This window comes from Pseudoalteromonas sp. T1lg65, from assembly GCF_051930985.1.
Classification (GTDB): domain Bacteria; phylum Pseudomonadota; class Gammaproteobacteria; order Enterobacterales; family Alteromonadaceae; genus Pseudoalteromonas.
The window spans coordinates 828,835-841,882 of sequence record NZ_CP196838.1 but is presented as its reverse complement, the minus strand read 5'-3'; the positions used below and the strand labels follow the sequence as shown (position 1 = coordinate 841,882).

At 42.2% G+C, this 13,048-nt stretch carries 12 protein-coding genes; 2 read left to right on the top strand and 10 right to left on the bottom strand.

Going from position 1 to position 13,048, the window contains the following annotated elements; genetic code table 11:
- Positions 1–205: 205 nt before the first annotated feature.
- On the top strand, positions 206–1,651 hold the full coding sequence (locus ACSLBF_RS20785; protein WP_440056545.1) for an SLC13 family permease: 1,446 nt from the start codon (positions 206–208) through the stop codon (positions 1,649–1,651).
- Positions 1,652–1,706: 55 nt separating this feature from the next.
- On the opposite strand, the gene ACSLBF_RS20780 is transcribed toward ACSLBF_RS20785, so the two are convergent.
- A complete protein-coding gene (locus ACSLBF_RS20780; RefSeq protein WP_440056544.1) occupies positions 1,707–2,570 on the bottom strand; it encodes an MBL fold metallo-hydrolase in 864 nt (287 codons plus the stop codon).
- A gap of 259 nt (positions 2,571–2,829) precedes the next feature.
- Positions 2,830–3,618 (bottom strand): substrate-binding periplasmic protein, encoded by a 789-nt coding sequence (locus ACSLBF_RS20775; RefSeq protein ID WP_440056543.1) that lies wholly within the window; start codon positions 3,616–3,618, stop codon positions 2,830–2,832.
- A gap of 345 nt (positions 3,619–3,963) precedes the next feature.
- Here ACSLBF_RS20775 and ACSLBF_RS20770 point away from each other — a divergent pair, with 345 nt between their 5' ends.
- Entirely contained in the window at positions 3,964–4,434 is a 471-nt protein-coding gene (locus ACSLBF_RS20770; protein ID WP_440056542.1) for a GNAT family N-acetyltransferase, read from the top strand.
- Between the two features lie 102 nt (positions 4,435–4,536).
- On the opposite strand, the gene ACSLBF_RS20765 is transcribed toward ACSLBF_RS20770, so the two are convergent.
- The 8 genes from ACSLBF_RS20765 to ACSLBF_RS20730 form a co-directional block, all read right to left on the bottom strand.
- A complete protein-coding gene (locus ACSLBF_RS20765) occupies positions 4,537–4,794 on the bottom strand; it encodes a hypothetical protein (RefSeq protein ID WP_440056541.1) in 258 nt (85 codons plus the stop codon).
- Between the two features lie 566 nt (positions 4,795–5,360).
- Positions 5,361–6,899, bottom strand: a complete 1,539-nt coding sequence (locus tag ACSLBF_RS20760; RefSeq protein ID WP_440056540.1) for a transposase — start codon at positions 6,897–6,899, stop codon at positions 5,361–5,363.
- Between the two features lie 214 nt (positions 6,900–7,113).
- On the bottom strand, positions 7,114–7,506 hold the full coding sequence (locus tag ACSLBF_RS20755) for a hypothetical protein (RefSeq protein ID WP_440056539.1): 393 nt from the start codon (positions 7,504–7,506) through the stop codon (positions 7,114–7,116).
- A gap of 102 nt (positions 7,507–7,608) precedes the next feature.
- A complete protein-coding gene (locus tag ACSLBF_RS20750) occupies positions 7,609–8,061 on the bottom strand; it encodes a hypothetical protein (protein WP_440056538.1) in 453 nt (150 codons plus the stop codon).
- A 113-nt stretch (positions 8,062–8,174) separates the two neighbouring features.
- The gene (locus ACSLBF_RS20745; protein WP_440056537.1) at positions 8,175–8,522 is read right to left on the bottom strand and encodes a hypothetical protein; all 348 of its coding nucleotides are present in this window, start codon (positions 8,520–8,522) and stop codon (positions 8,175–8,177) included.
- Between the two features lie 563 nt (positions 8,523–9,085).
- On the bottom strand, positions 9,086–11,041 hold the full coding sequence (locus ACSLBF_RS20740) for a methyl-accepting chemotaxis protein (RefSeq protein ID WP_440056536.1): 1,956 nt from the start codon (positions 11,039–11,041) through the stop codon (positions 9,086–9,088).
- 145 nt (positions 11,042–11,186) lie between these two features.
- Positions 11,187–12,515: a sigma-54-dependent transcriptional regulator gene (locus ACSLBF_RS20735; RefSeq protein ID WP_440056535.1), complete on the bottom strand. Its 1,329-nt coding sequence runs from the start codon at positions 12,513–12,515 to the stop codon at positions 11,187–11,189.
- Positions 12,512–13,048: a hypothetical protein gene (locus ACSLBF_RS20730; RefSeq protein ID WP_440056534.1), complete on the bottom strand. Its 537-nt coding sequence runs from the start codon at positions 13,046–13,048 to the stop codon at positions 12,512–12,514. Before ACSLBF_RS20730 ends, ACSLBF_RS20735 begins: the two co-directional genes overlap by 4 nt.

Genomic DNA, 13,048 nt, shown 5'->3' with positions numbered 1-13,048 from the left:
TCTTAACCACCATTGGGCAAGTTCGCTTATGCGTAGCTGAGGTTAGTATAAGTCAGGCATTGCATCTACTTTGCCTGACTTAGCCAACGGTAATGCTACGCATTTCTTAATTCCCTTGAACCAGTTAAACTAACCGCAACGGATACATATTGGCTTCACTTTGTGTTGATAGCCTCACTCATAATAATAATTGCGAACGACTTATATGGAACAGCAACAAAATTCTCGTTATTCGATGCTTTGGCAACTTTTAGGCCCGGCTTGTTTTTTGATTACTTACTTTAGCCACTCTCCAGAAGGGATGAGCATTGAAGCTTGGCGTACTGCAGGGTTGGCTATGTGGCTAGCAATTTGGTGGGTGAGTGAAGTAGTTCCCATACCTGTTACATCGCTGGTACCGCTAATTGTTGTTCCGCTTGCTGATATTAACAATATCAGTAGTGTTTCAAGCCTCTACGCCCATCCCCTGATTTTTCTGTTTTTTGGTGGTTTTATTATTTCCATCGCGATGGAACGTTGGCAGCTGCATAAGCGGATAGCGCTTTGGACCATGCTTCGAAGTGGTAGTAACCCCAAAATGCAAATCTTAGCGATGATGGCAGTGAGCGGCTTTTTGTCTATGTGGATCAATAATACGGCGACCACACTAATGATGCTGCCCATCGCTTTATCGGTTATTTACGTGTTAGGCGAAAATCACTGCGGCGATGAAAATTACGGAAAAGCGTTATTACTAGCCATAGCTTACAGCGCTAGCCTTGGTGGAGTAGGGACTATTATTGGTACGGCGCCCAATGCCCTAATGGCAGCGTACTTATGGGAAAACTACGGGATTAAAATTGGTTTTGCACAGTGGATGGTGATGGCGGTGCCATTTACCGTCGGCATGATATTACTGTGCTGGGTTTGGCTCACTAGGTTTGCGTTTAAGGTGACTGCCAATGGGAATGAACAAGCACTAAAAGATATATTTTCAAAACAACTCGCTGCTTTGGGCAAGATGTCGCTGGCGGAGAAAAATGTTGCGTTGATTTTTGTGTTCGCCGCGATTAGTTGGATATCTCGGCCGTATTTAGCTAACTGGACAGGCCTTGCTATCACCGACACGGGAATTGCAGTGTTTTCTGCTGTAATGCTGTTTTTACTACCGGCTAATAAGCAAACTGGTGAAAAAGTGATGGATTGGGAAGCTGCCAAAGCTGTGCCTTGGGGGATTTTATTGCTGTTTGGCGGCGGTCTGGCGTTGGCGGCGCAAATCAAAAGTTCGGGTCTTGCGGTGTATATTGCTCAGGTGCTGTCAGGCGCAAGTGTTATTCCTGTGGTGTTGGGGGTGTTGGCAGTGGCAGCGTTAATCACTTTTCTTACTGAATTAACCAGTAACACCGCAACCGCGGCAGGCTTTTTACCGCTACTTGGCCCTGTTGCTGAGCAGGTAACTGGTACTCCGCTCATTTGGGTTGTACCTGCTGCAATCGCAGCCAGTTGTGCGTTTATGATGCCAGTCGCAACTCCGCCAAATGCGATTGTATTTGGCTCCGGAAAATTGCATATTGCCGATATGGTAAAAGCTGGCTTTGTCATGAATTTACTGGCAATCGCGTTGGTAACGATACTTACTATGACGATAGGTGCTTGGGCATTTGGCTATTAAATCAACATAAGCTTAATCGCTTCAGAATAAGTAACGGGCGCATCTGCGCCCTTGGCTATTTTTCTGTCAAGCTGCGATAGAAGAGGGTGGTCACGCGTTCTTCAGGTAGCCAACTGGCATACTGTAGCTCGAGGGGAGCCAACGGTCTTGCTGTAACGACATCTTCTAATGAAGCACCCACATGCATAGCTTTTAACATCAGTGACTTAGCTTGGTTAAGTAATGCTAGATAGTGGATTAGTGCACTTTTATTGGTGACTTGTCCATGTCCCGGAATGACGATGGTTTTGTCGTCAATCTTGTGAATAATATCTTCAATTGCTTTCATCAAGCCATTGAGAGAGCCTCCACCATCCACATCTACAAATGGCAAACTGCCTAAATTGAAAAATAAATCTCCCATGTGTACCGCGTTTGCATTTTTGAAAAACACCACAGCATCACCGTCGGTATGTGCATGGTGATAATGCCATAAATGAGCTTGCTCTTGGTTAAAGTTTAACTTCATATCTTGGCCGAAACTGAGAACTGGCAAATAATCAGAGTCAGCGCCATGTTTTTCCTTGAGCCGCTCATACACATTGTGGTGGGCGATGATGTGACTTCCTGCATTAGCAAAGTTTTCGTTGCCGCCGGTGTGGTCACCGTGATGGTGGGTGTTGATGACAAACTCGGGCGCTGCTTTGTTCAATGTTTTAAGTTGTGCCTTAATGTCATCGCTCAAGTTGGCAAATTGATCATCAACAATATATATACCGTCTTCGCCACTACTCACTGCGATATTTCCACCTCGTCCGTACAACACATAAAGGTTCTTTTTGAGTTGTTCGAGCTTGAAATCTACTTGTTTTTCATCGGCTTGTGCAGCCCCGCTAAGTAGTAGCGTTGAGGTTAAGAGTAAAAATATACCGTGTTTCATGTTGATCCTGCTGTGATTTTTATGTGAGTTATTAATTTATACTAGCCCCGAGTAAATTTAGATTAGTAAATTACCTCATCTAGGGGCTAAACAAGCCTAGACCAATACTGTTTAATGTAAATTGCTTGAGTCAATTTACAGCATTGTCGAATTTATGCCTGTGCTAGCATAAGAGTAATAGGCAGTGTAAACGAGTAAAAGCGTAAGCAGGGCGCTTGGTTTAATTCTCTTAAAACTAAGCGCTCACTGAGCACGTTTTTTATGGCTCACTTTTCGTTACTTGCATTAACGCTTGGTCCATCTTGACGATAAAGTCGCGCTTATACGGAAACCGCTCGTTATAGCCTGAACGATAGCCAATATGAGCGGTTCTGCGCATTAACACTTTATCTTCTATTATGGCTGAAATATCTAAGCTTAGCGGCGGAGCAGCAATCGAATCCAGCGCTATTTGAGTAGAGATCCTGTCGTTTACGTAACAGTCTATACGGCCTTTAGCTAGTTTCTCCACATTAGAAATCGTGTCTTTGTTTTCCCATATTTGGACTAGTCCGAGCTGCTGTGATTGTTTTAATGCGTTATCCAATATTTTGTAACCTGCGTTTAATCCAACATTGATCACATGAGTAGGAGTGGTATTAGGTAAACCTTTTAATGATGAGCCTTGATTACAAAAAGCGACAACGACTTCCTCCTGCAAGGTGACTGAATAGGGCCACATATATGGACGTGAATCACGATGTATGTAGGGTGGAAGTATGGCAAAGTGCTCGCCCTCTTGTATTGATAAGATACCGCGTTTCCAAGGCACACCAAGAATTTCCACTTCGTATTCATCAGCAATAAGAGATGCTGCTTGTTGCACTAATCTGACATAAATACCACGCATTTCACCGTCTTGTCGGTAACTGTAGGGCGGGTAGCTTTCGTCTGCTAGGATGGTAACTCGGACCGGTTTGGTGGTGCCACGTGTTAAGCCATCGCTATTGGCTTTTACAGGTGTAAATACAAAGACAGAGAGTAAAACTATGCTGATTAAAGCGCGCAAAAGTATATTCCTGATCATGCGTTTAATAACAACCATGTATTTAACATTAGCTGGTTCTTGACGGAATAGAAATTGAATAATGATATGTAAGACAAGTTATTCAAGTAAGGCTATATGATATGAAACAGTTGTATCAGTCGCTGAGGCAATTTCTACAAGATGTTTTTACTTGAGATGAGTATTTAAACATAGCGATACAACCATCAAGAAGTGAACCCGTTTGTGCTATTGAGTATGAACAACAAGGCTCAGGTATGTTCATATTTTAGAATTCAAGTTAACCTCGACTGTGCATAAGTTTTAAAATAGTTACGAACATGACATCCAAAGGAAAGGAGTTAATCAATGCAGGTTTCCTATTTAGCACAACATCCCAATGAAGTTGAAACCATAGCCCAGTGGTATCTTGATGAATGGGGACAAACTATTGCTGGCATTACCTTGTCAGAGATAAAAGAAAAAGTAGCGGCGAAAGCGCAAAGCCAAGAGGAGTTTCCGCTCGCGTTGGTTGTGCATGAGCACGACGAGCTAGTCGCGGTTGCCGAGCTTAAATTGCAAGAAAATAAAAACCACCCTGAGTTTATGCATTGGTTAGGTGGTGTCTATGTCGCCAAGTCCCAGCGTGGAAAAGGTTATGCACATGCTCTTATCAACCGCGCGAAGCAACATGTCGCACACTTGGGAATTAGCAAATTGTACTTGCAAGCAGAGCAGCACAATGTAGCTTTATACCTAAACCATGGCTTTAAGTTCGTTTGTAAGACTGAACATAATGGCGTGCAAACAACGGTAATGGTGTGGGAGAGTGAATCTTGACAGGAAGCTTAACTTTTGGAGCATTATTTAAGTAATTGTTTTTATTTTAAAACGGGAATAAGCAAGAACCTAGCGTAATTATCTAGCTTATTCCTTTAAACATTAAATGCTCAAAATTACCCCTTGACCATCGAACTCTGTACAAAACATCACTAAGTGGTCTGCTAATACCAAATCGTAGACGATACGGTTAAAAATTACGGTTCCTGTCTGCCTATCCGTACAAACTACTCGGTAAGTATAAGTCCCTTTAGCTGGTGTAAGGTATGATGCAACTTCTTGCTGCGCGGCGACAGGTGTAGCCATTGCTGAAATAGTCAGAGCTGCAAAAGTACCGAATATGACTGATTTTAAGTTCATGTTTATTCCTTTGAGAGATAAATAGTTTATATTTCATGGTGGATAACTTACCATGTACCAAATATGTTTACTTGATTTACATTTTGTTATCAAGTTGTTTGCGCCTATATTGTGAAAAAATGCGTGTTAGAGTGATATTTTATTTGAATTTTCAATGTGTTATACGTTTTATGAATTGTATTTGACAGTCGTGTTTTGAAGTGAAAAGCGTAAGATCTAAACTAACTCTTCAAAACAATCAGTTCATATGAACGGTTGGGTGTATGAAAGGGAGTGGTTTATTTAATGGCTGGTTTAAGCTGTGAGATCAACCGGTGGCAAACTCACTTTTGGACAGAAGTGAGTTAGAGCCGAAAGGACGGCTTTGTGCCAATATCGGATCTTCAACGAGCCTGTAGAATAACTCGTTTCAAATTTGTTTTTGTAATCACCAAACGATAACTGAGTTCCTATTTTGATTCAATCGTTTAGTTGGGTGTGAGTAATTATTTTAGAGCGTTTGGTTTAAGCTGATTTGTTGTGGTTTAAGAGGCGTTTCGGAGCTGTTAGGTCAGGTTGTTATTGGCTTACGACACCCTTTCTCGTAACTTTTCGATATTGTGAACAAGGCAGTATAGCTGCCATTGCGCATTGACTTTTACTTGACCGCGTAATGTGAGCTTATTCATCCCTTTATTCACCGTGATGCTGCCGAACACAGGTTCGATACATCCAAGTCGTTTGCTGTATTGTCGTCGTCCCATTGGGCTGTCTATTTTCACTTTCATTTTATCGATGAAACTGATTATGTTGCGTGATTCATCATTCTTAAACTGTACTTGTCGCCCTGTTTTTATCGGTGGTTTTCGCATACATTGCTGTTGCAGGGGGCAGATTTTACAGTCTTTTAAGTAACCGCAGAATCGCGTGTATTCGTGATGATGACTTTTTACCTGAGTACCACTTCGCCACATTTCTTTACCTGCTGGGCAGCGACAAGTTTGTGTACTGTCATCAAAATGGAAGTCGTCTGAGGTAAATAAACGGGGTTTGCCGTTACGCCGTTTTAATCGGCGCTTTTCTTGCGCTGTTTCGTAGGTTTTGCTCTCTTTAAACAGCGGGTTGCGTTTTCTAAATTGGTTATCGGCGATGTAACTATCAAAGCCACTTTGCGCCATAAATGCCAAGTTAGATTCGCTGTTAAAGCCGCTGTCTGCGGTGAACTTTATTGTGAGTTCATCTGTGGGTTTAACCGTGTTTAATTTATCAAGCTGCTGCTTTAATTGCGTAATGGCTGGTTGTAGTGTTTGCTGCTCACCCACCGAGCCACACACTTGTGCTTGCAGGATAATTTGGTGCTTATCGTCATTTATCGCAATACCGTTGTAGCCTTGGATGGTGCCTTTAGAGGTGGTCATTTTTGCACTGTCTGGGTCGGTGATATTGCTTTTAACTGGCTTCCCTTTGCTGCCTGTTCTTTCTGTATGTGTGGCAAGGAACCTTGTGATTTTAGCCGCGCTTTTATCTAGCTTTTCTTTTTGCTTTAAGTCCTGAATGACTAGTTCTTCACTTAGGCTGTCTTGTGCTTGATGGCGCTCAATGATGCGTTTACTTGCCCGCTCTAGTTTTGCTTTTTTACGGCCTAACTCATCGAATGTGCCGCTCCACTCCTTGCTCGCATTCGACTTTAACTTGCAGCCATCAATAGCAAACATGTTGCGGCCTATCAGCCCTTCTTCGTCACAAATCATCAGCACTTGTGTGAACAGCGGTTCAATCTGTTCGTGCATTTTAGCTACAAAACCTGCTATTGATGTGTAATGCGGCTGAATATCACCCGACACACTCATAAATAAAATGTTTGTTTCACACGCTTTAGCAATTCGACGACTACTGATTAAACCATGTGCATAGCCAAGTAAAATAACCTTTAACATCACCGTGGGCGGATACGCCGCAGCGCCTGTTTTGTCGTTGTTATACCAAGCGTCAAAGCCCGACAAGTCCAGCTTATTTTCAACAATATAACAAAGCGCATATTCAAAGGTTCCTGGCAAAATTTGCTCAGCGAAATTGATAGGTATGAATTTGCTTTGGCAGGATAAGTCTGGCTTGTAGTTGGCCATAACAGATTACCATGGGTGAATAATATCTATTAGATCACAGTAACCAACTCGATTCAAGGTTGAAAAATAGTCAACCCAAAACCAACAATCCAGTACCTGAAAAGAGTAATTCTACAGCCTCAACGCCCCAATAAGGGGCTGATAATGCTTGGCTAAACTGTGTAGCGAAGCGGAACCGAGCCAAGCTTTAGCAGTCCCGCACTTAATTGGCTTGTTAGGTGTTTTTTACACCAGAGTATAATTCCCCTAACGTTAGATTATCATGCCACACATCATTGAGTTTAACTCCGTATTTTTTACTTACTTCGTCTGCTAATGTTTCAAATTCAAGTGCGTCAGCCATCCATTTTGAAGGATAAAGCTCCCGATATATATCGAGTAGTTTATCGTTAGGTTCAAATTTAAGTTTGTCATTTTCAGAGAATGCAAAAGAATCGGTGAACAAAAGTAAGAATTTACGGATGTCTTCTTTGCTAGAGTTTGGAAACTCAGTTTTCCAACTCCTTCCCATGCATTTCCGGCTACGGTATTTTTTTGGCAAAGTCTCACTAGACCAATAAACGATCACGAGAAAAACGATAATACCGATTATGTACTCTGCGCTCATGAAACACCTAACGCCCCAATCAGGGGCTGATAATAGCTTGCTAAAATGTGCAGCGAAGCGGAATCGAGCAAGCTGTTAGCAGTCCCACGCTGAATTGGCTTGTTAGGTAGCGACTGCCTCTATTTTACCAATTTCTTTTACATTTGGGGCCTCGCTACAAATAACCTCTAAACATTCGTCAGCAGTAACTATTAAGTGAGACCATTCATCATCATTTCCCATGAAAAAGGTAAGCGGACTTTCTTTATGCCAACCATGACCTTTTACTTTAAAAGTATTTAATTTTGGTCGATCATTGTTCCAGATTTCTGTCAGCCCATGTTCATCAAGGCAACGAAAGCCATTTACAGATTCAAATAATAACTCGAATATAGTTTGCGACTCCTCGTGAAACACGCGAGCAACAAGCTCATGACCTTCGTGTTTTGCGTCGCCTTTGATTTTGTACTTTATACCGTTCGGTTTTTCCAGAGTCCACTCTTTAGTGCCCCAAGACAAATCAATTAGCCACAAACTGCCATCTTCAAAAGGTGTCGACCAACTCTCAAATTCCATCTAGCTACCTAACGCTTTGCTAAGGGGCAATTGACAGTTGGCTAAACTTGCGCGAAGCGCCAAGCCAACGGTTAATTGTCCCAGTGAGTTTACGAACGAACTTGAGCAACTTGTTATAAGCCATTGGTTGCCACTCTTTGCCCGCAATGAATACATACAATAGAACCAGAAAACCAGCGCCAAACTACTTTATCCCAACTACCACTTGAAGCTGGGTGAGGCTTCTTAAAACCTTGAACAGTTAAACACTTATTGCAATGAGGACAACGGTTAAAAAGTGCCAAAACAATGTGAACTAATACTGCACAAAAGAAAGCACCAAACAAATAGACTAAATGAGTTGCACTAGCATCAGGTTCAGAAAAAATTTTCCCATAAGCCAAAGATACAAAGAAAACTAGCAAAAGTGTCCACGCTGCAAACACGCTTAACACATCAAGTTTTCTGATTATCGATTTCATCACCGAACTTCCCTTGACTTATAACAATTTAATATCGACCCATTGGGTCGTTTTTCTACCGAGCCTCGGGTTGTTTTTGTCATTGTACCAGATCTATCATACTAACTAACTTGTTAATACAGGTATATTTTTAATAATTATAGAAAGAATAAAAACGACCCAATGGGTCATTTTCTTGACTATAGAAGAAACACAAAATGACTGGACATAAAAACAGTGTTTTTGAAATGATTTTCTAATGGCCGCTTCACGCCCAGAAGCACTACTCTAAACACGTTTTGGGGCATAAACGAGTTAATACCACGGTTTGTTATTGCCCCTAAGAGACTATTGTTAGCTGTTTCTAGCTTTCGGTATAAGTGAAGCGCCATGCTACTTTGACCGTTTGATACGGTTTGTTTCCAAATTTTATGTGTAATCGCATCGCTTGCAATCGAATATAAACAACTTATTCGAAGGAATGATTCTCACCCCACATTCAAATAACCTACCGAGCCGCAGCCAAATCTAGTGGCACATTTATCGCAGACGCGTGGCGCATTGTGTGTGGGTTTTCCACACCATCAATGCTCCACATCAAATCGGCCAACTAATTTGTTGAGATCTTTGGCGAGTGCGACTAATTGCTCAGCGCCGGAATATAAGGTATCGGCCTGTTCACCAACCTGACGCACCGAAGTGTCAACCGCTTGGATCTGCTCACGTGTTTGCTCAGAGGCATGGCCTTGTTGGTTAGCTTGATCTGCTACGTTTGCGACAATATTTTTGATCCGAGACACTACACTGGCGATTTCTGAAAAGGCTTGTTGTGCGCTTTGCGAATGGGTGATTGTGGTTTCTGATTCACTAACACTTGCGGTCATTTGCTCTGATACGTTTCTGGTTTGTTCAATCAACTTGGTTAAGACTTTTTCAATATCCTGTGTGGCATCATGTGAACGTTGAGCTAGAGTTCTGACTTCATCGGCGACCACGGCAAAACCTCGGCCTTGCTCTCCGGCTCTTGCTGCCTCAATTGCAGCGTTTAATGCAAGTAAGTTCGTCTGCTCTGCGATACCTCGTATCACACCAAGAATATTAGTGATATCTTGGCTTTCGGTTTCTAAATGGCTCATCGCGGTAGCTGATTCCGCCAAAGAGTTATTTAGTTTAGCAACCTGAGATACGGTGCTCTCAATGATATCGCTACCTTGTTTAGCATGTTCGTCAGCGGTTGAGATATCATCCAGCGCCTGCTGGCAGCAGTGGTTAATCTCTTGGGCAATGTGTTCTACTGATTCGGTCGTATTAGCCGCTTTGCTGGACCCTTCAGCTTGATTATGACAAAGCGTGCGAATGTCATTAATGCTTCGTTGGGATTTGTTCGCAGCGCTATTTAGAGTGTGAGCGTTATTTTGAATATCTTTTACTAGTACATTGATTGAGTCCAAAAATTTATTAAACCAGCTGGCTAACTCGCCAATTTCGTCTTTGCTTATCACTTTCAATCGTTTTGACAAATTGCCTTCGCCCTGCGCGATTTCTTTCAGACCATCTGAGACCATTTCGATGGGTTCAACAATTTTGTTCGCCATCACAATGGCGATAATTATAAACAATATCAGCATGATCAAAGCGATAAATGCAATGCTCATCGACATGTTGTATGAGGAAGCCAAAATTTCTTCTTCGTCAATAACCGCGACGAACTGCCATCCTAACTCATCAGAACGATAAATTTTGGCATCTACGGTCTTTTCGCCTGTTTCGATGGTTAAATAAGGCTTGCTACCGGCATTTTTTATTGCATTGAAAATAGGTGTGTCTAAATCATCTATATGTTTAAAATTCGACGCTTTATTCTTGGGATCTGCCAAAACGGTACCTTTCGCATCGAGGAGAAGAAGATAGCCAGTCTCTCCAAGTCTGATGTTGCTAACTATATCGGTTAAGGTACCAAGCGTGACATCAAGGGATTGCACGCCAATAAGGCTGCCATTACGTTTAATTGCTGTTGCAACTGACACCATTGCTTGTCCAGTCACCCCTTGATAGGGGTCGGTGATAATGACGTCGTTTGGTGCTTTTTTAACACTTTGATACCAGGGCCGTTTGCGAGGGTCATAATTTCCTAGTGGCTCGGCGGGATACTGAATAAAGCCGCCACGTTCAGTGCCAAGGTAAACGAATAGCAATTCCTCATGGGTCTGTCCAAACGACTCATAAAGCTCAAAAATTTTTGCTTCTTGCGGACCATTTGTCGCCGGGGTCATCGGTTTAGGCGCATCGAAATAGGTCGTCGTGTCGTCAGAAAGATTGGTAACGTCGCGGTTCTGTGCCAAAAATCGCGCATTTTTCTTGGTTTGTTCGAAAAACAAGATAAATGAATTCTCCACCTGACGGATTTCATTACTAGAGGTTTCCAAGAAGCGATTTAAAGACTCTTTTTTGGTTTGCGATATACTGACTAAAGAAATAGCAATGATGGGTACTATGACGGTTGCCACAAAGCTGACTATCAACTTTATTCTCATTCTCATAATGATGCCTCTTTATAACACGGACTACCGTTTAGAAGTTGTAACGTATACAGCACAAAACTACGCTAGGTATTTTTTATTGTTATTAACGGCGATGATTGCAGCATAAATTAGCCTTTTTACTGCAGTCATCTATTACTAAGTATTAGCACTGAATTTCATGTTTTTTAAGTAATTTATAAAAATCTGTTCGATTCCTTTGCGCTAACTTGGCTGCTTCAGATACATTTCCTTGGCACAAGGTAAGTGCTTTTTGGATGTAGTCTTTTTCGAATGCTTTTTTGGCCTCGTTTAACCCCTGAAAGTTAGCCTGACTTTTTTCATCATCTGGGATGGCTTGTTTTATTAAGTCTTCGCCGATAATTTTGCTCGGGGCAAGCGCTGCGCAGTATTCAATTACGTTGTGAAGCTGTCTGATATTACCAGGCCAATGATAGGTCAGTAGTTGCGTGATTGCACCAGGACTAAGTTGTTTAGTTTGGTTGCTTAATTTGGCTAGAAAATGATTTGCAAGTAACGGAATGTCTTCGATGCGTTGGCTTAAAGAAGGCAAGGTGAGGGTAACCACGTTTAGTCTGTAGTAGAGATCTTTTCGAAATGTCTTGTCGGATATTGCTGATTGAATGTCTTTATGGCTCGCAGAAATAATACGCACATCTACGTCAATTTCAGTGTCACTCCCAACAGGTCTGACGCGCCTTTCTTGTAAAACTCTTAACAGTTTCACTTGCAGTTCAAGGGGCATATCACCGATTTCATCTAGAAACAAAGTACCGCTGTCTGCGGTTTGTACAATACCTTTTTTATCAGCGATAGCGCCTGTAAATGCGCCTTTTTTATGTCCAAATAGTTCAGACTCTAGAAGGTGACTTGGGACCGCGCCACAATTGATTGCCACAAATGGCCCGGACGCTCGGTGACTGGCTCGATGGATAGCTTGAGCGGTGACTTCTTTTCCGGTTCCGCTTTCACCTTGGATAAGTATATTTGCGTTGCTGGTCGCAAGTGCTTTGATTTGTTGTACCAAGTGCTGCATTGGCTGACATTGATAAATCAAGCCATGAAATGCTGCAGATTGCTCGGCTGATGAATGTTGTCGGTTACCAAGCGCTTCGCGGAGCACATCTGCAAGCTGCACACTGTCAATGGGCTTAGTGATAAAGCTGACAAACCCTTGTTGCATTGCTTCTACCGCTTCAGGAATTGAACCATGGGCAGTCATCATCACCACTGGGAGGCCGGGGAACTGACTTTGGATCTGTTGATTCAGCTCAAAACCATTCATATGGTTCATTCTTAAGTCGGTGAGTACAAGGTCGACTGGTTTAAGTCTCAATAGCTGTAGTGCTTTGTTTCCGCTCGGTGCAGTTTCTACTAAGTAGCCAAAACTTTCCAAGCGCATCGCGAGTAACTCGGTGAGTGAAGGATCGTCATCAACCAACAAAATACGTAAACTTGTTTTTAACGTGTTCATTCTTGCTCCTCCTTTTGGGAAAACGCTTGAGGTGAGCTGTTCATCAGTCTTTCAGATTCGGTTGCGGCAAGTTGTAGCTTTAATTCTTTCAGTTGTTTGGTGAGCGCCTTAAGTTGACTGTCTAAAGACTGTTTCTCACTCTCAGCTTGTTCTAAGCGCCTATCAAGATAAAAATTATCTATTCGTTGCGTTCGCAGCTGTTGTGTATGTAAGGTTAAGTGTTCGAACCACACAATATATGACTCTGGCCAATTACTATCTACATGTTTAATTTCTTCAATTTCATTAAGTTGTTTGGTGGTCGACTGTGTCGAACAATAATTTTCGATAAACTGATTTAGTTGATCAGCGTTGATATATTCAATGTCGAGCGGGTTGTAATGCGCATTTTTACAACGTTGAATTAGCGCTTTTACCGTGCTTGTAATCGGCGGAAAAGCAGTTTCCTTTGCAGCTGCTTCGCTTTGGCTATTTGGGCTTATGGCACAGCCTACGAGAGAAAAAGTGATCATAGTAATAATCGCAAGCTTCAT